The sequence below is a fragment of the Chitinibacter tainanensis DSM 15459 genome (assembly GCF_000429785.1).
Classification (GTDB): domain Bacteria; phylum Pseudomonadota; class Gammaproteobacteria; order Burkholderiales; family Chitinibacteraceae; genus Chitinibacter; species Chitinibacter tainanensis.
This window is the reverse complement of record NZ_AUCN01000018.1, coordinates 165,541-187,121: the sequence shown is the minus strand read 5'-3', so window position 1 is coordinate 187,121 and position 21,581 is coordinate 165,541. Positions and strand designations below refer to the sequence as shown.

The 21,581-nt window shown below is 54.0% G+C and carries 21 protein-coding genes; 16 read left to right on the top strand and 5 right to left on the bottom strand.

Annotation, left to right across the window (positions count from 1 at the left end; translation table 11 throughout):
* Positions 1-4: 4 nt before the first annotated feature.
* Positions 5-994: a 5'/3'-nucleotidase SurE gene (locus G482_RS0107030; protein WP_028449444.1), complete on the bottom strand. Its 990-nt coding sequence runs from the start codon at positions 992-994 to the stop codon at positions 5-7.
* Positions 995-1,127: 133 nt separating this feature from the next.
* On the opposite strand from G482_RS0107030, the gene G482_RS0107025 reads away from it, so the two are divergent.
* The 6 genes from G482_RS0107025 (at position 1,128) to G482_RS0107000 (ending at position 7,226) form a co-directional block, all read left to right on the top strand.
* Positions 1,128-1,751 carry a TetR/AcrR family transcriptional regulator gene (locus G482_RS0107025; RefSeq protein ID WP_028449443.1) on the top strand — a complete coding sequence of 208 codons (624 nt, stop codon included), beginning with the start codon at positions 1,128-1,130 and terminating at the stop codon, positions 1,749-1,751.
* A gap of 50 nt (positions 1,752-1,801) precedes the next feature.
* Positions 1,802-2,278 carry a LexA family protein gene (locus G482_RS17675; RefSeq protein WP_034619163.1) on the top strand — a complete coding sequence of 159 codons (477 nt, stop codon included), beginning with the start codon at positions 1,802-1,804 and terminating at the stop codon, positions 2,276-2,278.
* Complete coding sequence (locus tag G482_RS0107015; RefSeq protein WP_034619161.1) at positions 2,253-3,524, top strand: Y-family DNA polymerase; 1,272 nt, start codon at positions 2,253-2,255, stop codon at positions 3,522-3,524. Before G482_RS17675 ends, G482_RS0107015 begins: the two co-directional genes overlap by 26 nt.
* Before the next feature lie 104 nt (positions 3,525-3,628).
* Entirely contained in the window at positions 3,629-5,209 is a 1,581-nt protein-coding gene (locus G482_RS0107010) for an ABC transporter substrate-binding protein (protein WP_034619158.1), read from the top strand.
* A 33-nt stretch (positions 5,210-5,242) separates the two neighbouring features.
* Entirely contained in the window at positions 5,243-6,403 is a 1,161-nt protein-coding gene (locus tag G482_RS0107005; RefSeq protein ID WP_028449440.1) for a MalY/PatB family protein, read from the top strand.
* A gap of 121 nt (positions 6,404-6,524) precedes the next feature.
* A complete protein-coding gene (locus G482_RS0107000; RefSeq protein ID WP_028449439.1) occupies positions 6,525-7,226 on the top strand; it encodes a DUF3313 domain-containing protein in 702 nt (233 codons plus the stop codon).
* 80 nt (positions 7,227-7,306) lie between these two features.
* Here G482_RS0107000 and G482_RS0106995 read toward each other — a convergent pair whose 3' ends face one another.
* On the bottom strand, positions 7,307-8,488 hold the full coding sequence (locus G482_RS0106995; protein ID WP_034619157.1) for a winged helix-turn-helix domain-containing protein: 1,182 nt from the start codon (positions 8,486-8,488) through the stop codon (positions 7,307-7,309).
* 228 nt (positions 8,489-8,716) lie between these two features.
* Here G482_RS0106995 and G482_RS0106990 point away from each other — a divergent pair, with 228 nt between their 5' ends.
* Positions 8,717-9,163, top strand: a complete 447-nt coding sequence (locus G482_RS0106990; RefSeq protein ID WP_028449437.1) for a hypothetical protein — start codon at positions 8,717-8,719, stop codon at positions 9,161-9,163.
* Positions 9,164-9,289: 126 nt separating this feature from the next.
* Here G482_RS0106990 and G482_RS0106985 read toward each other — a convergent pair whose 3' ends face one another.
* Both G482_RS0106985 and G482_RS0106975 read right to left on the bottom strand, forming a co-directional pair.
* Complete coding sequence (locus G482_RS0106985; RefSeq protein ID WP_028449436.1) at positions 9,290-10,006, bottom strand: SDR family oxidoreductase; 717 nt, start codon at positions 10,004-10,006, stop codon at positions 9,290-9,292.
* A gap of 452 nt (positions 10,007-10,458) precedes the next feature.
* The gene (locus G482_RS0106975) at positions 10,459-10,758 is read right to left on the bottom strand and encodes a helix-turn-helix domain-containing protein (RefSeq protein WP_245575264.1); all 300 of its coding nucleotides are present in this window, start codon (positions 10,756-10,758) and stop codon (positions 10,459-10,461) included.
* 116 nt (positions 10,759-10,874) lie between these two features.
* Between G482_RS0106975 and G482_RS0106970 the strand changes: the two genes are divergently transcribed.
* Positions 10,875-11,312 carry a hypothetical protein gene (locus G482_RS0106970; RefSeq protein WP_156905366.1) on the top strand — a complete coding sequence of 146 codons (438 nt, stop codon included), beginning with the start codon at positions 10,875-10,877 and terminating at the stop codon, positions 11,310-11,312.
* 286 nt (positions 11,313-11,598) lie between these two features.
* Here the strand turns inward: G482_RS0106970 and G482_RS17670 are convergent, their stop codons facing one another.
* A complete protein-coding gene (locus tag G482_RS17670) occupies positions 11,599-12,216 on the bottom strand; it encodes a hypothetical protein (RefSeq protein ID WP_034619155.1) in 618 nt (205 codons plus the stop codon).
* 244 nt (positions 12,217-12,460) lie between these two features.
* Between G482_RS17670 and G482_RS20290 the strand changes: the two genes are divergently transcribed.
* The 8 genes from G482_RS20290 to G482_RS0106920 all read left to right on the top strand — a co-directional run bounded on the left by G482_RS20290 (position 12,461) and on the right by G482_RS0106920 (position 21,378).
* On the top strand, positions 12,461-12,604 hold the full coding sequence (locus G482_RS20290) for a hypothetical protein (protein WP_156905365.1): 144 nt from the start codon (positions 12,461-12,463) through the stop codon (positions 12,602-12,604).
* Positions 12,605-12,607: 3 nt separating this feature from the next.
* A complete protein-coding gene (locus G482_RS0106950) occupies positions 12,608-14,227 on the top strand; it encodes a type I restriction-modification system subunit M (RefSeq protein WP_028449433.1) in 1,620 nt (539 codons plus the stop codon).
* Positions 14,228-14,291: 64 nt separating this feature from the next.
* Positions 14,292-15,575 (top strand): restriction endonuclease subunit S, encoded by a 1,284-nt coding sequence (locus G482_RS19510; protein WP_051258809.1) that lies wholly within the window; start codon positions 14,292-14,294, stop codon positions 15,573-15,575.
* A gap of 2 nt (positions 15,576-15,577) precedes the next feature.
* Entirely contained in the window at positions 15,578-15,784 is a 207-nt protein-coding gene (locus G482_RS20285; RefSeq protein ID WP_156905364.1) for a hypothetical protein, read from the top strand.
* Between the two features lie 73 nt (positions 15,785-15,857).
* Positions 15,858-16,769 (top strand): OST-HTH/LOTUS domain-containing protein, encoded by a 912-nt coding sequence (locus G482_RS20280; RefSeq protein ID WP_028449432.1) that lies wholly within the window; start codon positions 15,858-15,860, stop codon positions 16,767-16,769.
* The gene (locus G482_RS0106930) at positions 16,766-20,074 is read left to right on the top strand and encodes a type I restriction endonuclease subunit R (RefSeq protein WP_028449431.1); all 3,309 of its coding nucleotides are present in this window, start codon (positions 16,766-16,768) and stop codon (positions 20,072-20,074) included. Before G482_RS20280 ends, G482_RS0106930 begins: the two co-directional genes overlap by 4 nt.
* A gap of 1 nt (position 20,075) precedes the next feature.
* The gene (locus G482_RS0106925) at positions 20,076-20,783 is read left to right on the top strand and encodes a YgjP family zinc-dependent metalloprotease (protein ID WP_028449430.1); all 708 of its coding nucleotides are present in this window, start codon (positions 20,076-20,078) and stop codon (positions 20,781-20,783) included.
* A 31-nt stretch (positions 20,784-20,814) separates the two neighbouring features.
* Positions 20,815-21,378, top strand: a complete 564-nt coding sequence (locus G482_RS0106920) for a hypothetical protein (RefSeq protein ID WP_028449429.1) — start codon at positions 20,815-20,817, stop codon at positions 21,376-21,378.
* The last annotated feature ends 203 nt before the right edge of the window (positions 21,379-21,581 follow it).

Below are 21,581 nucleotides of genomic sequence, written 5' to 3'. Positions count from 1 at the left end.
CCGCTCATTGGAATAACTCGCGCAGACGCAAACGCAACCAGGTTTGCGCTTGGGGGCGATGCTCAAAACCCACCTGCATGGCGGTGACGGCAATCTGGTTTTGTACTACGGCCGATTCGTCTTCCTGCTGCTGGGCGCTGGCTGGCGTGCTGACCGGGCTGATGGTAACGCCAGGGAAATGATAGTTGCCCAGACCGTAGGCTTTGGCCGCCGGATCATTGCCGAGGTCTTCCACAAATTTGAGCGCATACAGGTTGTAGCTGCCAAATTTGGCAAAACGCCAGCTAGGTTTGCTGAGCTCTTTAGGGAAATTCACATTCAGCGCCAGGCCCGCGGGCAACAACGGGCCGCTACCGGCTTTGGCTTGCAGCTGGTTGAGCAGGGTGAGGCTCAGTTGCGCGACGGTGCTCGAGAGTGGGTTGGCCAGATTGGTGTTGTCGGTGGTATTGCTATCGGCGCTTAGCGCAATCGCGGCAAGGCCACGGGCCGCAGCAAACTGGGCATTGCTAACTGTACCCGAGCTATTAACGATACTGCCTACGTTCTGGCCTTCATTCGGGCCGGAGAGCACCAGATCCGGGGCTTTATTCCAGCGTTTCATTGCCAGCACATCCAGCCCATACATGGTGGCCATAATCGGTGTGCCATTCACATAGTGGTAGTCGCCATTGGTAAAGCCCGCCTTGCTCATTTTACCTACGGCCGGCTCACCGGCGCTGGCTGCGCCATTGAGGCAACCACCGGTTTTCGGATCGGCATTGCTGGTCGAGAGCGGGGTGAGCGGGGTGAGGAATTTTGCCGCCGCCCCCATGCCGCTCTGGCCGGTACATGGCACCGAGACGATGACATCATGGCCTTTGGCTTTGAGCGCTTCATACAGCGCTTTCAGATTGCTGGTGAGGCCATCGTCATTGGTTAAGACAATATTGAGGGCAAAGCTGGGGCTGGCCAACGCCATGGTGAGGCTGCCTAGCAGCAAGGAAGAGCGAGTCATGCAAGTGTCTCCGTGGAAAAGTGTCGCCATGAAAACATACAAAGATGTATGTTTTGTGACCATGGCATAAATTCGCCACGGCTAAGGCTGACTCGTGGTTGACGCGGCGTAGGCGGGTTGTAACAATGCCGCCATGTCTAGTCTGCAACCTCGCGCGCAAGCCACTCAGCTGGCGCTACTGCGCGCTACCGAAACCCTCCTGGCCACCGAAGGCTATGCGGCCTGGAGCGAAGATGCGATTTGCCAGCGCACGCAACTGAGCCGTGGCGCTTTGCGCTATCACTTTCCGGCTGGCCGCTATCAACTTTTAACTGCCTTTGCCCGCTGGGTGGTGGATGGCCAGGCTGAGCGCCTCGCGCCACTGGCTGGGCTGGATGTGCGCAGCCGGCTGTATCTGGTGCTGTATAGCCTCAGTAGCCAAGCGCCTTCGAATGCCACCCGCGCTTTGCTGGAGCTGTGGATGGCCGCTCGCGGCGATGCCCAGCTGCAGGCCGCGCTGGCGCCGCTGATGCAGGAAGCCGAGCAGCAATTACTGGCCGAACAGCCGGCCGATGAGCCCGAATTATTAGCGCTGCGCTTGCTGATGCATGGCGCCGCGCTGCAGGCTTTTCAGCCCGAAACGAGGCCCGAGGCGGTGATGGCGGCGCTGCGCTGGCTGTTGGCGCAATTGCCGGTGCCGCTGGGCTTGAGCGAAATTTTGCAGGCGCTGAATCAGCAGCGGCAGGGCGGCGACGCGGCGAGCGACTCGCGCAAATAGAACAATCGTTCTATAATGGTGGCATTGCTTGCTGTAATGAGGTTTTTGCCATGTTCAGTTGTTTGCTGGGCCCCTGGCCCTGTTCGCCCGAGATGCCGCCGCAGCCGGTGCCCCTGATGGGGGTGCGGGTGCCGGCCGGCTTTCCGTCGCCGGCCGAAGATTGGGCCGAAGAGCGGGTCGATTTCAATCAGCGCTTTATCCGCCACCCGGAAGCGACGTTTTTCTTTACCGTGGATGGCGACAGTATGCAGGGCCCGGATCCGGCGCGCAGCATTGCCCACGGCGCCTTGCTGGTGGTGGATCGGGCGCTGGAAGCTCGCCACGGCGATGTGGTGGTGGCGGTGCTGGATGGCGATTTCACCGTCAAGCGGCTCTTTATGCGCAATGGCCATCTGGCGTTGGTGCCGGAAAACCCCGCTTATCCTTCGCTGGTGCTGCAAGAAGGGCAAAGCCTGGAAGTCTGGGGCGTGGTGATTGGCTGCTATCAGGCGTTTCGCCAAGATGTTCGCCCTCGTCGACGTCAATAATTTTTATGTGAGCTGCCAGCGGGTCTTTCAGCCCGAGCTGGAAGGCCGCCCGGTAGTGGTGCTGTCGAATAACGACGGCTGCATTGTCTCGCGCAGCAACGAAGTGAAAGCGCTGGGCCTGAATATGGCCGCGCCCTGGCACGAATTGCAGGCGCTGGCCCGCCAGCACGGCATTGTGGCCCTGAGCAGCAATTACGCCCTGTATGCCGATATGAGCGCGCGGGTGATGCGGCTGTTGGGGCAGATGGCACCGCAGCAGGAAATCTACAGCATCGACGAGTGTTTTTTGGGCTTGCAGGGCATGGCGATCGATAGCGCGGCCTTTGGTCAGCAGATTCGCCAGCGGGTGCGCCAGCATACCGGGTTGCCGGTCTGTGTGGGCTTTGCGCCTAGCAAAACGCTGGCCAAGCTCTGCAATGCCTGGGCCAAACGGCGGCCCGAGCTCAATGGCGTGTGCGATTGGCGCACATTGGCACCCGCGCAGCGGCAGGCGTGGCTGGCGGCCACGCCGGTGGATGAAGTCTGGGGTATTGGCCGCCAGCTCTCACAGCGCTTGGCTTTACGGCATATACATACCGTGCTGGATTTGCAGCAAGCTAGTGCCAGCCAGCTGCGGGCCGAGTTTGGCCTGCCGGTGGCGCGTACGGTGCAAGAGCTGAATGGCCTCAGCTGTCTGCCCTTAAGCGCGGTGGCCGATAAGCAGCAAATCCTTTGCAGTCGCTCCTTTGGCCGGCCGGTATATAGCCAGCAGGAATTAGCCGAAGCCATTAGCACTTATCTGGCCCGCGCGGCCGAAAAACTGCGCCGGCAGCAGTCGGCCGCGGGCAGCATCGGGCTGTTTATCCGCACGAATCCCTTTCGCGCCGAGGCGCCGCAGTATCGCCGGCATCTGGTGTTTCCGCTGGCGCAGGCCAGCGATGATACCGTGCAGCTAACGCGGGTGGCGCTGTGGCTGCTGGCGCGGCTGTATCAGCCCGGTTATGCCTATGCCAAGGCGGGGGTGATTTTGAGCGATTTGTGCCCGCGCCAGGCGGTGCAGGGGCATTTGTTTGCCGCCAGCGCCGATCCGCTGCGCCGCGCGGGGCTCAATGCCACGCTGGATCAGATTAACCAGCGCTTTGGCCGTGGCCGCATCCGGCTGGCCAGCTGTGGTGGCCAGCAGCCGGGCTGGAGTATGCGCCAGCTGCGCCGCTCGCCCAGCTGGACCACCCGCTGGGAAGATTTGCCCACCGCCTATGCGCGTTAAGCTGAAATGAGACTGACATTGCCGCGATAAATCGTTAAGATCAAACCCTGTGCCGGCCACGGCTGGATCTGCCGTAGTGTTCAAAAATCAACAGGGGTATCGCGATGCAAGCAAAATTGATGATGGGTTTGCTGGGTATACTGGCTACCGGTATGACGCTGGCCAAGCCTTTGGTGGTGTGTACCGAAGCCAGCCCTGATGGCTTTGATGTGGTGCAATACAACTCGCTGACCAACACCAATGCGGCGGCCGATCCGATCTTTAACCGGCTGCTGGAATTTGACCCGGCCAGCGGCAAATTACTACCGAGCCTGGCGCAAAGCTGGCAGGTGAGCAGCGATAACCGCCAATACACCTTCAAGCTGCGACGCAATGTGGCGTTTCAGCGCACCGATTATTTCAGCCCCAGCCGGCCGCTGAATGCCGATGATGTGCTGTTTAGTTTTCAGCGCATGCTCGACCCCAATCACCCCTGGTATGGCACAGCGGTCAGTGGCTATCCGCACGCCAAATCGTTTCAGCTCGATAAGCTGATTAGCGAGATCCGCAAGCTCGACGATTACACCGTGCAATTTACCTTGAGCGAGCCCAATGCCACCTTCTTGCCGCTCTTGAGCATGGGCTTTGCCTCGATCTACTCGGCGCAATACGCCGCCCAGCTCGAAGCCGCTGGCGCGCAAAAAGACCTCAATAGCAAACCGATCGGCACCGGCCCATTTGCCCTCAAAAGCTATCAAAAAGACGCGGTGATTCGCTATGACGCGCATCCGGCCTACTGGGCCGGTAAACCCAAGGCCGACAAGCTGATTTACGCCATCACCCCCGATCCGGTGGTACGGGTGCAAAAAGTAAAAGCGGGTGAGTGTGATCTGGCGCTGGGGCCCAAGCCGCAAGAGCTGATTGCCGCCAAGAATGATCCCAAGCTCAAAGTACTGAGCACGCCGATGTTTGGCACTGGCTTTGTCGCCATCAATACCAGCCACCCGCCGCTGGATAAAGTTGCCGTGCGGCAAGCGCTGAATCTGGTGTTTGATCGCAATACCTATCTGGCCCGCGTCTTTGAAGGCACCGCCACCGCCGCGCTGGGCGTGTATCCGCCCACCACCTGGAGCTATCTGCCGCCCAAATCAAGCGCCCGCAACGTCGCCAAGGCCCGCCAGCTGTTAAAACAGGCCGGCCTGCCCAATGGCTTTAGTACCACGATTTGGGTACGCCCCAATGGCAGCACGCTTAATCCCAACCCCAAAGCGGGCGCCGAGCTGCTGCAAGCCGATCTGGCACAAATCGGGGTGAAAGCCGAGATCAAAACCATCGAATGGGGTGAGCTGATCAAGCGCGCCAAGGCCGGCGAGCACGATCTGCTGTTTATGGGCTGGAGTGGTGACAATGGCGACCCGGATAACTTCCTTACCCCGCAATTTGCCTGCGCCTCGGTCGAGTCGGGCCTCAATTTTGCCCGCTATTGCGATAAAGCCCTCGATGGCGCCATTCAGGCAGGTCGGGCCACCGCCGATCAGGCCAAGCGCAGCCAGTATTATCAGCAAGCGCAGCGGCAGATTGCCGAGCAAGCCTTGTGGATTCCGCTGGCGCACCCTTTAGCCGCGGTGATTAGCTCGCCGAAAGTGAATGGCTATGTCGTTAACCCGTTCGGCCGGCAAAGCTGGGCGAATGTGCATGTGCGTTAAGCCGGCACACAACGAGATCGGGAAGGAGAGAGCATGAGCGAAACACTGCCGAGCGCGTTTACGCAGCCCCCCAGCCGCGCGCACACGGCCAGCCTGAAATGGGATAAATACGCCGGCCAGGATATTTTGCCGCTGTGGGTGGCGGATATGGATTTTGCCGCGCCGCCCGAGGTGTTGGCCGCGCTAGCCGCCCGCTTGCAGCATGGGGTGCTGGGCTATACCAACCCGCCCGCATCGTTGGTCGAGGCGGTGCAGGATTACGCCGCGCGGGTCTACCGCTGGCAGATCGAGGCCGATTGGCTGGTGTGGTTGCCGGGGCTAGTGCAAGGGCTGAATCTGGCGTGCCGCGCCGTGGGGCAGGCCGGTGATGCCGTGCTCACCATGACCCCGGTCTACCCGCCGTTTTTGCGCGCGCCAGGCTTGGCGCAGCGCGAGTTGATTACCGTGCCGTTGCAGCAAGTGGCGGGGCGCTGGCAGTTTGATTTTGCGGCGCTGACGGCGGCGATCACCCCGCATACCCGGCTCTTGCTCTTGTGCCATCCACACAATCCGGTTGGGCGGGCCTGGCAGCGCGATGAGCTCGATACCCTGCTGGGTATTGCCCGCCAACACAATCTGATTGTGTGCTCTGACGAGATACATTGCGATTTATTGCTGGATGAAGGCCTGCAGCATCAGCCATTTGCCGCGCTTTCCGCCGATTTTGCCCCGCGCACGATCACGCTATTGGCGCCCTCGAAAACCTGGAATATCCCCGGGCTGGGCTGCGCGCTGGCGGTAATTCCCGATCCGGCCTTGCGGGCGCGCTTTCGCCGCGAAATGGCCGGGCTGGTGCCGTCCGTGAATGTGCTGGGTTATCTGGGCGCTGAAGCGGCGTACCGCGCCGATGGCGGCTGGCATGCCCAATTACTGCATACCTTGCGGCAAAATCGGGACGCGCTGGCGGCGCTGTTTGCGCGCTATCCGACCAGTGGCCTCAAGCTGACCGTGCCCGAGGCCACTTATCTAGCCTGGATTGATGCCCGCGCCATCGATCCGCGCCAGCCTTTGCCGGTGTTTGAGGCGTATGGGCTGGGTTTGTCGGATGGTGCTGATTTTGGTTTCCCGGGCTGGGTGCGCTTAAATTTTGGCTGCAGCCCCACTACGCTGGCGCTGGCCTTGCAGCGGCTGGAGGGACTGTTGCAACAATACTGACGCCGGTGGCCCGGGTGCTTGGGTAAAATTGACAATGAACTTAAAACCCATCATACCGACTTACGTGCGTGCCACTCTGGCGCTGACCATCATCTTGTTTGAAAACTACAGGGATACCACGATGAAACCGATCTTCACCGCCGCCATGCTGGCCGCAGCCTTATTGACCACCCCAGCGGTTTGGGCCGAAAACACGGCCGCCGCCAGCAGCGCTACCAGCGCCGTTCGCGATAATCTATTTACCATTCCGCTTTCGGCTTATCAGCTTGATGCCAAAGACCCCAGCCAGCGCGTGTATCTCAAGCCCGGCGTGAGCCTGCCGAGCTATCAGCAAGTGATTGTGGAAGCGCCCCTGTTTTTGCGTCAGGGCGATAATCAGGAATGGGAGCTGCTGCAACCGAACGAGGCCAGCAAGATTGCCAATTACTTCAAAGCCAAACTTAGCATCGAATTACAAAAGCAGGGCATTAAAGTGGTAGAAACCGCCGATGCCAACACCCTGCGCCTGCGTTTTGCGGTAACAGGGCTGGCGCAAACCCGCCCGGGGCTGGATCTGATTGATGTGCTGCCCGCCAAAGCCGCCATCAATATCGCCAAAATGGCGGTCGGCAAAGAGCCGTATCTGGTGCGCGTGGGGACCATGGCGCAGCTGGAAGACGCCAGCAGCGGTGAGCTGTTGGCCGGCACGGTGCATCTGAAAGAAACCCGCAAAACCAAGGTGAAAGACAAAGCCATTACGCTGGATTATCTGGAGCGTGAAATCGATAAACTCACCAAAAAATCCGCTGCCCAGCTGGCCAAAGCCATGGGCAAAGCAGCGTAAGCGGTCACAATTTGAAGCCGCGAACCCATCGCCCGCGGTACCCAGCAGGCCAAGCTCATGCTTGGCCTTTTTTATTCGCACTACAGGCGCGCTAACTGGGCAGTAATCGCCCGCTCGTCCACCACTTGGCACTGATTAAATGCCGCCAAATCCTGCAGGCGCGCACGCAGCGCCTGGCTAAAAGCGGCGTCGGCTTGGAAGTCGGCGCTCAGGTGCAGGCTCAGTATTTCTAGGCGGGCTTCACGCCGATGCGCTTTGCAATCCAGCCGGCCGACAAAATCGTGGCCATACAAAATCGGCAAACAAAAATACCCAAACTGCCGCTTGGCCGCGGGCACATAGCATTCCAAGGTGTACTGAAAGCCAAACAGCTGCTGCAGGCGTTCGCGGTGAATGATGGCGTTATCAAATGGCGAGAGTAGATAAAGCTGGGGTTGGGTATTGCTGGCAGATTCTTGATAATGATGAGCGGTATTAACATACCCCCATGGGGTTTTTTGTTGGGTTGAGTGGGTATCGGTGAGCGGCTGCACCCGGCCGTCGTGGACGGCGGCGGCCAGCTGTTCTTGCAGCAAGGCCTTGATGTGTCGATCGGCTTGCAAATGATTCAGTTGCTTGAGCGTGATTACCGCCTGATTACGCAGATACAGCGCAAACAGATACTCGGCATATTCTGCCCGGCTGGGCGCGCGGGTATCGACACCCGCAGGGAGCACGCGCTCGGTGAGGTCATAGATCTTTTCCATGCCTTGCCGCTCGCGCACCATCACCTCACCGCGCAGAAACAGCTTTTCAATCGCGCGTTTGGCCGGGCCCCAATCCCACCAGCCTTGGCTTTTGCCGTGACCCTGATTTAGCGCTCGGGTGCTTAGTGGCCCGGCCAGCGCGATTTTCTGGCGTATTTCCTGCAATAGCGCGGTGGGGACATCGCGGTAGGCCTGCCACAGGCCATCGCGCACTAGTCCCATCCGATGCTGGGCAAACCGGTAATCGCGCATCGGCAGATAGGCCGCCGCGTGAAACCAGTATTCAAAAATCTGGCCGCTCGCTACCAGCTGATTAAGCCATTGTGGCGAGTAATCCGCCACGCGCGTCCATAGTACGTGATGGTGAGCGCGCTCGATCACGGCAATCGTGTCGATCTGCACATAGCCCAGGTGCTCAATCGCTGCCTGCGTGCCGGCCAGACCCGTGCCGAATGGATTGGGCGAGCTCAGCCCTTGGGCGCTGAGCGCCAGTTGCCGCAGATGGGGTGTAGGCATGATGGCAAAATGGGGTGAACGAATGTTCTATATCATACGCTCTGCAAACACGGCTGGGGAAGAATTATCGCGTGGCACTTTGCTTTGCGCCGGCAATTGATTACCATACGCATGGGCTGACTGGACGCCCAACTCGCGAAAGTGCAAACACCTGCTTTTTTGCGCAAGCCTTTAGCTTGCATACCCTCCGTGGCTCACAGCGAGATGGCCACTATTTAAGGAGCTGGTATGCCCAATGCAGATTTAACCCCTTCATCCCCCGACTCGGCCGCCGTGCAATTTTATTTGCGCCAGGCCCGGCAATATCACCGCGCGGCGCAGTCCGATTCGCCGGCGCTGGCTTTACCGATTTTGCGCCGGATTTTACACGCTGGAGTGTGCGGCCAGCCGACTTTACCGCAGCTATTTCAGCAGCGCCACACGGTACAGCGCAAGCATGTACTGCGCATGCTCGCGCTGGAGGCCGGTTTTGCCAGCTGGGAAGCTTTTCGCCCCGTTTTGCAGCAGGGCGCCGCGCCGCAATTGCAGGCGGCCCAATTTATGGCCAGCGGTGCTGGCCAGCTCAAACTCTGGTTTGCAGATCACCACAGCGCAGCACAATATGCGGCTGAGCAGGGTGGCACTGTACTGGGGCAGGGTACGCAAGCGGTGGTGATGCCGGCTGTTCACAGTTAACACCAAGCTAACTGACGCCACTGGCGCAGTGCACCTGCATGGGTGCGCTACGCTGGCGGCGGTTTAGTGCCGTGAGCGGTGGTAAACAGCATGCTTGCTGCAGATAAACCACAGCGTCGGCCCAATTCATACCCAGGCTGCGCCGCCATTCAGCTGAATAGTACTGCCGTTCAGGTAAGGATTGTTAAGCGCAAACAGGGCCGCCTGCGCGTAGTCGTCACTATCGCCGATGCGTTGCAAGGGCTGTTGCTGTGCCAGCTGCTTGAGCTGGGCTGTATTCATTGCGCTTTGTAGCAAAGGGGTTTGCATGGGGCCCGGGCTAATCACATTAATCCGCCGCGGTGCGAGCTCGGCGACCAAGGATTGCGCCAAACTTTCCACCGCGCTGGCGGCCGCGGCCACGATGGCCATGCCGGGGCGTGGGCGTTGGTTGATCATGCCCGAGGTCAGCACAATCGAGCCGTGCGCGGGCATTTTGGGCGCCGCCGCCTGAATAGCGCGCACCGCCCCCCAAAAACGGGCATCCATGCTAATGCGCAGCTGTTCGACTGGAGTATCCAGCAGTAGGCCCGGCGCATTATTGGCCGCGGTAATGACCAGATGATCAAGCTGGGTGAGCTTGGCAAAGAAAGCTTTGATTGAAGCTTCATCACTTATCTCCAAGACATCGCCGCTGGCCTGTGGGCCAAGTTGCTGTAGCACTGTTTGCAATTGTGCTGCATTGCGCGCGCCGATATGCACACGAGCCCCCTGATCAATCGCACGCTGCGCAGGGGCCAGGCCCAAACCCGAGCTACCCCCTAAAATCACGATCTGTTGCCCAGCTAAATTAATGTTGTTCATGATTGGCTCCTTTGCATTAATCAATCATCAAGTCATTATTCTATTAGACCAGTCGTCTAGTTTGGCGTAGATATGATGCCGCTTGAACGTGTAATTAGACATTGTAGGTAAATAGCTAAGTGGGGGGGCGAATGATGTACGGCGGGCTAATGGCGGCTAGCTGAGCTTTGGCACCAGTCGTACGGGCAAGTACAGAAACCATCGGCAAACAAAAAGCCCATGCGAACATGGGCTTTTTGTTTGATCTGGAGCGGGCGATGGGAATCGAACCATTATATTAGGTTAAAACAAAATTGACCGATGGCCTTAGTCGCCAAAATCCTGCTGTAGCAAGTTATTGCGATGATTCTCTACGCATGCAACTAGATGCGCCTTATGATATTTGCGCTCAAAACCAAACAAAATCAAGCCTTGGAGCTGTTTTTTGTCTTTCCTAATATGCATCTGGATGGTTAGTTGTTGCACATCACATCGTAGGTAGCTAAGAACTGCGCTAACGTTATACCCAACGCCTTACACCAGTGTCTCAGTTCCACAATATCTAATCGCCGCTCTCCGCGCTCGCACTTACTCACAAACGATTGTGTCACGTTCAGCCGAGCTGCAAATTCTACTTGGGTTAGACCGGCGTGCTCACGCGCGCGGCGCAACGCTTCAAGGAATGTGGTGTATTCAGTCGTGTAGATAGTCTTTTCCATCAGCTGCCCTTTTTGGATAGCTGACAGCTTGAAGGCCGCCCGAAAATAGTCCAAAATAGACTATCCTATAATCGAATATTGTGCTCGTATACCATAAAACTGCATTTAAGCGAGTTAAGTGCAGGATGATTTCGGATTGAGAGCATAAGGCACCTTACAAAGGCGACATGATGAATCAACAGGAAAGTAGCCCCGCCAAAGCTCAGAACAAGGATGTCGTTCTCCAGAGTGCGATTGATGAAATAGCTGAACTTTGTTCTAGAGAGCTTTTGTATAACTTTTTCAGAGCGGGAGGCCTTAACGTAATTGGCTCTCCCGAGGTGTTTGCAATTTACTTCGAAAAAGAAAATCGGATGTTGGTCTACACCAACCTAGATGATGACAGGTGTGAAGTACGATGTATCTATAGTGCTATTTTGCATGTTCTCGACTATGCAAAGACGGAAGGTGCCAGCTTTAACGTTTTTGGCGACAATGTGGTTTGCGTGATGGATGAAGTTATGATTGAAGGCAAGACCTATGATATGGCTGCTGCAGCCGCTATCGTGCTTAATGCGGTGAAGAAAGAAAATTACAAGATTGTTAGGAGTCAAAAAAGAAGTGTTTGAACCTCTAAGTCTTTAACCATCAGTGCTCGTACAAGCATTTTTACATATGCCTTAACACGTTTTTTCGATATTACGAATATTTGCAGGCTTATACGAGAAACCTGCCATTTTCCGCGCTAAATGTTTTGATGCTCATCATGAAGTTTAATGGACCTAGAGTATAGTTTTAAGAATTGAGCTATATAGTCTATTGAATCAAAAAATCATTGGCTGTATTAAGAAAATTGACAGGCCGAATCTACAAGATTGGTTAATCGCATTGTTGTCGCCAATTAGAATTCTCTATTTATGGTGATGGTGATGGTGATGGTGATGACGCTGGTGGCGGTGGTGCGGGGGGCATTAGTTTTCTGTTTATTATTTCCATAAACTCCGTTTCGGAAAAAGACCCTGTGATTTTACCTTCATTTGAGATGCCATAAATCATACCACCACCTCCGCTACTAACACCTGAACCTTTGCGGTATAAAGCCATGTTTGTCATAAAATCTATGAAGTCATCTTTCTTGAGTCCATATTTGTCTGAATGCTTCAAAATTCCAAGGGGTTCGTCTTCTGTATCTTCTTGAGAGAAATATTTAACGGTGTGCAATTTGGGTTGGTGATTTTGCTCAAGATGAAAGAACACGAAATAATATGGGGTAGGTTTATGTATTGTGGATAGAAATTCTCCTATTTCTTTTACATTGAGTTCGCTCGCCCATTTTTCTTCATAGTCTCTGGTAAATCCTTTATTGCAGTATTTGAATTCTATCAGAACAAAGTATGCGGAATTTAAAAATATAGCATCTGCCATTGCTTGTTCTGCATTGCCATCTAAAGGTGTGACATTTTCGAATAAGCCTGCACTGTTTGCATCTATTATAAACTTATATTCTACGGTCTTTTCCCAGGATTTGGACATTAATTATTCCTTTTGTTTATTAATTTATTTTTATTGCTAGTATAAATTGTGCATTCTCAAGTAGTGGTCTATGAGGGGCAGTATTCTTAATGTTAATGGCAAGATTAAAGACATCACAACTTCCTGTCATTGACCTAGAGTGGGTCTTATCAAGAGTTTAAATCCACCAATCAAAACTGGCAGCAATCCCATATCCGGCTGTAGCAAAATTGGAATGCTGGCTGGTGACCTTCGATGATTTGAGATGGAAAAATTGAACAAGAATCGGCAAATCGTCAACCCTCTCACGTCCGAATCTATTAATATGTCACCTTCGCGTCAGCATCATGCTGACCACCCATTTTTCACGCTCAGCGCTGCGCTGGGCGGCATTGATTTTGCAAAGTGACCCATGTCTGAACAACTAACGCTAGACACCCTTGAATCTTGGCTGTGGGAATCGGCCAATATTCTGCGCGGTTCGATTGATTCGTCCGATTTCAAAAACTACATTTTTGGCCTGCTGTTCCTCAAGCGCTTTAACGACGTGTTTGAAGAGCGTGTGCGCGCCTTGGCCGAGGCTGAGGGTATCTCAGGCCGCGAAGCCGAAGACGAAATCCAAGAAAAGCACGGCACGTTTCCAATCGATGCCCGCTGGCCGTCGCTGATTAGCCGCACCGAAAACTTGGGCGAGGCGCTCGATAAAGCCTTTGCCGCGATTGAGGCGTACAACCCCGAACTGCAATATGTACTCACCGCCACGCAATACGGCGACAAGCAAAAGCTATCCGATGCCGTGCTGCAACGTCTGTTGCGCCACTTTAATCAGTACAAGCTCGGCAATGCCGACCTGTACAAAGCCGACATGCTGGGCGACGCCTACGAATACCTGATTAAGCAATTTGCCGACGACGCAGGCAAAAAAGGCGGCGAGTTCTACACGCCCAAGGGCGTGGTGCAATTGTTGGTGAATATTCTCGACCCGCAGCCGGGTCAGCATGTGTATGACCCCACTTGTGGTAGTGGCGGTATGTTGGTCGAAAGCGCGCACCACGTTGCCGCGCAGCCCAATGGCTTGGTGATGGGCAAACCGAATGTCATGTTATTTGGCCAAGAGAAAAACCTCGGCACTTGGGCGATTGCCAAACTTAATCTTTACCTGCACAACATGAGCGTCGACGGCATTGCCAAGGGCGACACGCTGGTCGACCCGCGCCACCTGAACGGCAGCTACCTGCGCACCTTTGACCGCGTGATTGCCAATCCGCCGTTTTCCGCCAAAGCATGGTGGGCTCCGCTGGAGCTGGCCGCCGAAGCCGCCGCGCAAGGCCAAAGCAACGCCAAGCCCAAAGCGCCCAATTACAAAGAGCTCAGCGACCCGTATGGCCGCTTTGTCTATGGCGTGCCGCCGCGTGGCTACGCCGATTTGGCCTTTGTGCAGCACATGCTCGCCAGCCTGAAAGACAATGGCCGCCTCTGCGTGGTGCTGCCGCATGGCGTGCTGTTCCGCAGTGGTGAAGAAGGCAAAATCCGCGATGGCCTGCTGTTTGGCACGGATGCCGCCAGCGGTAATCAGCAAGGCGATTTGATTGAAGCCATCATCGGCCTGCCATCCGCGCTGTTCTACAACACCGGCATTCCCGCCTGCGTACTGGTGCTGAACAAAGCCAAACCCGCCGCGCTGAAAGACAAAGTCATCATCATCGACGCCAGCGCCGACTACGCCGAGGGTAAGGCGCAAAACAGCCTGCGCAGCGAAGACATCGCGCGCATCAGCGCCACGCACAAAGCTGCGTTCACCTCGCAAACCGAAGTCGACCATTACTGTCGCGTCGTGCCGCTGGCTGAAATCCGCGCCAACGATGGCAATCTGAACATCGCCCGCTACATCGACAACGGCGAAGTCGAAGACGTGGTCGACGTAGCCGCCACGCTGGCGCAGCTCGCCGCCCTGAGCGATGAAGAAGCCGCCATCGACGCTCGCCTGAACGGCTATCTGGCTGAGTTGGGCTTGCTGGATGGAGGCGTGTGATGGGGTATCTGTCTGTGGCTATTTTTGATATTGACCTGCAGGGTAATACCAGTGAGGTTTTGCAATGAATGTGGTCGGTAAGGCGGGATATAAAGAAACGGCGATTGGGTGGATTCCTGAGGATTGGGAGTCAAAACGACTATCTCTTTTGACTAGAAGTTATGCGGGTGGAACTCCAAATAGGAGTCTTGCTGAAAATTTCATCGGTACGATTCCCTGGGTGAAATCGGGCGAGGTAAATAGTCGAAAGGTTGTGACGACTGAAGAATGTATTTCTGAGAGTGCCTTAACCAATTCAAGCGCCAAACTTGTCGAAGCTGGAGCAATTTTAGTTGCAATGTATGGTGCAACGGCTGGGAAGATTGCTCAGTTAAAGATTGAGGCTGCTACAAATCAGGCCGTTTTATCTATACGGTCTACTTGCCCTGAATTGTTCAATGAATACTTGTTTTGGGTGTTAGAAAGCCAGTCCGAGAAATTGCTCTCAATGTGCCAGGGTGCGGCTCAGCCCAATTTGAGCAAGGGATTAATTGATGGCTTAGAAATCCCCTTGCCGCCAGTGTCCGAACAAGAAAAAATCTCGTCGATTTTGACTGCGGTGGACGACAAGCTGGACGTGATTGCACGGCAGATTGATGCGACCAACACGCTCAAGCGCGGCCTGATGCAAACCCTGTTCAGCCAAGGCGTCGGCACCCAAGACGCCAATGGCCAATGGCACCCCCACACCGAATTTCAGCAAACCGAGCTGGGTGAGATTCCTGCGGGGTGGACTGTGCAGCCACTTGGTGCTTTGGCTGCGGAAAGTCGCAAGCGTAATGCAGGCGAACTCGATGACGACAAGCTGTGCGGTGTTTTGAAAAGTGATGGCTTAGTGCCAATGCGGGAACGGGTAAAGGGGGCATCCACTGACCGATGTCGCATTGTTGAGCCCGATGCGTTTGCCTATAACCCGATGCGTATCAATATTGGCTCGATTGCCCGCAATGTTCAGAATCAGACTGTGATGGTTAGCCCCGATTACGTCGTGTTTTCTACTAAACCGCAGGCACTATCCGCAGACTTTCTTGACCATTTCCGCCGTTCAGATGCATGGGAACGTTTCGTTGGGCGCTCAGGTGATGGTGGTGTTCGGATTCGGATTTATTTCGACGATTTGGCGCAATTGAAAGTAGCGACGCCCCCAATGAGCGAGCAGCTAAAAATAGCTGAAGTATTAGACGGGATAAATGCAAAGATTGCTGCGCTTACGAACAAACAGACCCACTACCAAACCCTAAAACGCGGGCTGATGCAAAAGCTGTTGAGTGGTGAGTGGCGAGTACCTAGTTGTAAAGTGGGAGTTTAAACATGGCGGACCAAATTTCTCATCCAGTAATTCCACCTGATTTGGGAGAGAAAATTAAAATTGACATTGAAACTGGCATAATTGAAGGAGTGGTTGTTGGGGGAACTACAGATTTGCCTGAATGCCCAGGAAAAGAACAATGTTTGGACTGGAAGGCACTGTCTAGCGGTGAGAAATGTTTAAAGTGTGGCAAGCGAAGACAGTTATAAGTCAACTGTTAGAACTACTTTATAAATTTCGCACCTATACGAGTGCTGCACTAGTTTGCAAAGAAAATGAATAATGCCATTCGGCCCAATTAGACCTCTTCACAATTTAAACCGTGACGTACAGCGCAAGCTGGGGCGCGTGGTGCTGATGTTGCAATGGTATGAGCGTGGGCTGAAGGTGCTGTTGGCGCATTCGAACTTTGAAGTAGTGCAAACTGAGGATGGCATTCGCCACACCTTGGATGACAAGAAAGAGGCCGTTCGCACCAAAACACTTGGTCAATTGGTGAAGCAATTTACGGGTGAGCATGTGCATTTGCCGAAGGTTGATGGGCAGGATACTGAGTCTGATACGACTAGGGATGATGAACCCTATGATGGAAAAATAAGAATTAGACTTAACTCGACAACCGAAGTCAGCCCCGAGCAGTTTGAAAGAATAAGTGGGCAGCTCAGTGCCTTAGTTGAAATGCGTAACGGGCTGGTGCATCACTTTTTTGAGCGTTTTGACTTGCAAGATGAGGCGTCGCTGAACAGTGCTTCTGACTATCTGGATGATTGTTATGTGCAAGTTCGCGTCCAGCATGAAGAGTTAAAAGCACACCTCGCTGCGCTGGATGAGGCTCGAAATATGATGGCCCAGCTATATGACACAAGCGAGTTTAAAGACCTGCTGTTCTATGGCATTGACCCCTCGGGTGGTCGTGAGCATATGTGGCAGTGGACGCCAGTGGTGGCCGCATTACGTGAGGCCGAGCAAAAACTGGCTTCGGAAGGCTGGACCAAGCTGAATGATGCAATCAACTACATTCGCCAGCATTACCCTGAACACTTTCCGAGCCGCTACCGCTTCAAGCGCTGGGACCAGCTTATTAAAGCGACCAATTTGTTTGAATTGGGCGAACGCAAATTACCCGACAATCACACCATTGTTTTTTATCGTACCCATCAACCTGAAACAGCACTGCTAGAGAGCACTGAATGAGTTCAGCAGCAGAAAAAATCGGCGTCGAAAACCCTGCCATCGCCAGCCTGGTCAAACTGGGCTACACCCACCTCTCTGGCAAAGACATCCACCCCGAAGTGCGCCATTTAGCGCCGATATTGTTCGATATATTACAGGCGCGTTTGTTGGCACTAAACCCTTGGCTGGCCGATACAGCGGGGGGCGAAGCTGCGGCGGTGATTGAGCTGAAAAAGCGGGTGAATGACGAGCTAATCCCCGCGAATCGTGCATTTTGGGAGCAGGTCGTTCACCGCAGCGATATTCAGGTGAAAGACGCGCAGGGCTTGATGAAAAGCGTGCGCTTTTTTGACGCCGGCAATGCCAAAAACAATGATTTTCATGTGGTCGACCAGTTTGTTGGCGCGAATGCCGATGGTGATAAATTTCGGCCTGATGTTCTGCTGTTTGTGAACGGACTGCCGCTGGCGATGATTGAGTGCAAAGCATCACACCACAGGCTGGAAGAGGCACTCGGGCAGCTCGATGGGTATCAACGCAGTTTTGCACCGCATTTTGTGTTTAACCAAGTGCTGGTCGGCTTAAATCGCCGCCAAGGGCGGTATGCCGCGATTGCAACCAAGCCCGATTACTATGCCCGCTATCGATTGCAAGTAGCAGAACGCCAGCAGGTGATTAAAGCGCTGGGCGACGAGCCGAGCGAGCAGGACGAATTGCTTTGGGCGCTGTTTGAACCAAGCCGCTTTCTCGAGCTGATTACGCATTTGGTGCTGTTTGAGGTGCGCGATGGCAAGGTGATGAAGAAATTGCCGCGGTATCAGCAATGGCGGGCGATTCGCAAAACCTTGGCCCGCTTGACCGCACCGAAGCCAATGGGTGGCGTGGTCTGGCATACGCAGGGTAGCGGCAAGTCGCTAACGATGGCCTTACTGGCGCGCTATTTACGCAGCGATGCTTTGGGCTTGAATAACCCGACCGTATTGGTGCTAACCGACCGCAAAGACCTCGACCAACAGATTTTCGAGACGTTCTGCGCCATTGGCATTAAGGCAATGAAGGCGCATTCAGTCGATGGCCTGATTAAGATTCTGTCGAATGACTACGGCAGCGTGCTGACCAGTACGGTGCATAAATTCCAAGAGCAAGACGAACAAGCTGAGAGCGATGGGCCAGATACGCCTGAAGATGCGGATGACGGCGATGAATTAAAACCCAGCGAGCAAGCCAAGCGGCATGTACGGATTCGGGTCGACAACGATTTTTATATCGTAGAGCAGACCAATGCCCACTTTGGCATGGCCGATGAAGACGGCGTATTGCTGAAGCCGAAATGGGTGGAAGTGTCCCGCGAGAAGATTAACTTCCGCGTCTTGAGCACTAAGGCCAATTTTTATGTGCTGGTCGATGAGGCGCACCGTAGCCAATACGACTTTTTGGCGGCCTTTATGCGCGCCAGTGTGCCCAACGCCAAGTTTGTGGCCTTTACAGGTACACCACTGCTGCAAGACGACAAGCACACGCTAGGGGAGTTTGGCGGTGGCGAATACATTGACGAGTACCGCTTGCACGAAGCGGTGGCCGATGGCGCAACGCTGCCGATTAAATACCTCGATGCATGGATTGAGCTGGTGGCCAGTGTGGGCCTTGATGCCGCATTTAAAGCGATGTTTGGCGAAGAATCTGAAGCTAAAAAAGTCGCCCTCAAGCAAGAGCTATTAAGGCAATGGCGTGCTGCTGCGGGCCGTTTGGAAAAAGTCGCCGAGCATTTGATTGAGCACTTTTTAGCCAATGTGCAGGCCAAGGGCCTCAAAGCCATGCTGGTGTGCGATGGCCGCGAGATGGCGGTGGCGTACAAGGATTTGCTCGACGCCAAAATGGCGGAGCGCGCCAAGGCAGGTTTACCAACTTTCGAGAGCCGCGTGGTGATTTCGCTGGCGGGGATTACTTCCAAGCGCACTGGGCATAGCGAAGCCGAAGAGGCAGAAAAGCGCGGGGTCGATGCGGCTGCAATTGCCTCGATTGAAGAGCGCATCAAGGCTGAAGTGAAGGCCAAGAAAACGCCTGTAGCCCTGTTGCCCGATGAAATTAGTACCTTTGTGAGTAAGCTATTCCCATTGCCGTATGGCGATGAAAGCAAAGGCCGCGATGGGCAAGTGCATGCCAATAATATCGGCCTGATTATCGTGTCGGACATGCTGCTCACCGGCTGGGATGCGCCGATTGTGGGTACGATGTATCTGGATAAACCGCTGAAAGAGCACACGCTGTTGCAAGCCATTGCGCGGGTGAACCGCACTTTGGCGGGTAAAAATGCGGGTTATATCGTTGACTACCACGGCGTAGTTGAGCACCTAGACCATGCGCTAAAAATCTACGGCGGCGAAGTCAAACCTACGCAGGTCTGGGAAGGCGTCGAAAGTGAAATCCCGAAAGCGCAGGCGACGCTGGAGCGAATTTTAAAGCTGCTGCCACGCAAGCATGACCCTGTGACGCAGTGCGAAGACTACAAAGACGACGCCGAGCAGTATCTGGACCCCGATACTCGCCTTGATGTGGTCGAAGAATTTATCGCCTTGGTGAAGCAGTTTAATCGCTCGCTCGACATTATTTTGCCCGATGTACGTGGCATTCCGTTCAAGCCCTATTTCACGCTATTCGGCGAAATTCGCCTGATGCTGCGCGATAAGTTGCCGAGCAATGCGTACAAGGAGCGGATTACCAAGTTGGAATCAGTGCTGCTGCAGCAATTGCTGGACGAGTACATCAACGCCAGCCCTGCAAAGAGCCTGCTGGGGCATGAAGTCTCGATTCTGGATGCGAGTGATATGGCACGCCTCAAGCGCGGTGCAAATGCGGGCAGCCAAGCGCTGACGATGAAAAATCAGCTCAAACACACAATAGTGACGGGCCGAGATAAAGACCCCGCGTTTTTTGACAAACTGGCTGAAGAGCTGGAAAAACTGCTGCTCGAAGAAAAAGCAGGCCGTATCACGCAGGCGCAGTTTTTGGAGCAGCTAGAGCTATTCGGGCAACGTATTCGCGATAAAGATGGTGATAGCGGGTTTGCCAATGCAGCACAAACGGCGGCGTATCACTATTTAGCCAAAGAGCTTAGCGACGATGTGGCCAAAGTCATTACCACCAAAGTGTTCGAGCATGCCGAACTGAGCAATACCTTGGCTTCGCATAACTGGAAGCAGATGCGTGATGTGCACCCCGAAGTAAAAGATTTGCTGCGCAAACTATTGATACCGCTGGCGGGTTGGGAGCGTGCCGTGGCGCGTGAACATGCCAGCAATTTATTCGATATTTTGCTGAAGAACTAAGATGCCGCAGTTTCAGTATGGGCAAACTCTCATTGAATGGCGCTTTGAGTTGGCCCCCGAACTCAAACGCCACTACATCACGGTTGAGCGCGGCGAGCTGGTTCTGTTGCGTGGGCCCGAGGCTACGGTTGAAGAGCAGGCCCAGCTTATTCGGCAGCGCGCGCGCTGGATATGCGAAAAGCAGCAGCAGGTTAATCAAGTGGTGCTTGAGGATGTCATCGTTACAGGTAGCCGCCTGCGCTATGCAGGGCGTAGCTATTACGTTGAGGTGCAGCATCAGCCCGAAGCCAAAAGCGTTACTCTGCGCTTTACTGCTTCCCGCTTTGTGATTGAAAACCCCGCTGGGCTCAGTATTACGAACGAGCAATTGGCCCCATTCCTGACCCGTTTTTACATGGAGCGTGCGCACAGCAAGTTATTGCCACGATTGCGCTACTGGGAAAAGAAAACGGGTTTGCTATCGCGCGGCGGACGAATCAAACACTTCCAAGGCCGCTGGGCTAGCTGCGACACTAACAACATCATCGAGTTTCACCCGCGCATTATGGAGTTCTCTGCGGCCGTGCAGGACTACATCATCGTGCATGAGCTGTGCCATACGATTGAGAAAAGCCACTCTAAAGCATTTTGGATATTGGTAAGCCAGCATATTCCGAGCTGGAAGTTACATCATGAAGAACTAGCTCGCACGGGTGTAGATGATTTTTGAGCCGCTTAGATTTTTATGAAAGGTGATTTGTATGGAAAACGACGTTGAAATTGGTTTGAAAAACTTGCCAGATGTATTCAGCAAAGTAAGCGTAAAATTTTTGCTAAAAAATGGCAATGCCGAGCGTCAGCTTAAGTTTCTATCGATGTCATCTTTGGATGATTTTGCTGGTTTTGCGTATGTAATGGATAAGAAATTTCATGGGCACGAAATTGACTTGCTAACCTTTAGGGGAGGTGAGCCACATTCTGCAGCAGAATATAAATGCACTTTTTCATTTGACCCTGGTGGAACAAAAAAAGCTGCTTTTGATGCAATAAAAAAGACAACCAAAACAGAAGGCCTCGAAGAGTTGAATCTCCAGAATATCTACATTGTTCACTTTTTGAATCATGCTCGTCATTCCGCAAATGGGGATGTGCCGCAGTCGATACTTGAGAAATACCCCAATGGCAAACCTATTAGCATTGTTGATTTGAAAAAAATTTATACTAATTCAAAGTCAGAATTGAAAGTGGTGCTTGAGCAAAATGTTTTGTGTGAAAGAGGTGCCGAGCTTCTAGATGTCCTAGTTCTAAGGCTTAGTAAAGATTAGCGCGGCCATCGAAGAAAATAAGTAAATTGCTATAGATTGGCTGTCTAATTAACACCTGGAAACATGTTGAAACAATTTTAGTGTAAAAAGGTAGCGTGTGACTTGAGGTTTTGATGCGCTAATTTTGGGTACTTGATGTCGGCTAGCCCATTTCTAAACAGCAGCTGCTGCCAGTCGGTTATTTTCAGAAACCAATTTCTTAC